Raw genomic sequence first — 201 nt, forward strand, 5'->3', positions numbered from 1 at the left:
ATGTTTCTTTTATCGTTGGTTTATATCCTGATAAGGAATGGTTGTCTTTATTGCGTTTTAAGGATTTGTCTGCATCAAGGTAGATTTCCTTTAGTGTGCCCGTCTCTTTTATTTGTGTAAAATCAAACCAATCCCAACAACATACCCTTTTAGCGCCTTCGCCATTCACTAACACCCAACCACTTCTTTTTCGGTTTTTAT

The 201-nt window shown here is 36.8% G+C and carries 1 protein-coding gene; it reads right to left on the reverse strand.

Going from position 1 to position 201, the window contains the following annotated elements; genetic code table 11:
• The coding region (locus GQ589_RS12170; protein ID WP_160426523.1) for a hypothetical protein at window positions 1-201 on the reverse strand (201 nt) is incomplete at both ends.

Source organism: Gilliamella sp. Pas-s27 (genome assembly GCF_009795865.1).
GTDB lineage: Bacteria > Pseudomonadota > Gammaproteobacteria > Enterobacterales > Orbaceae > Gilliamella.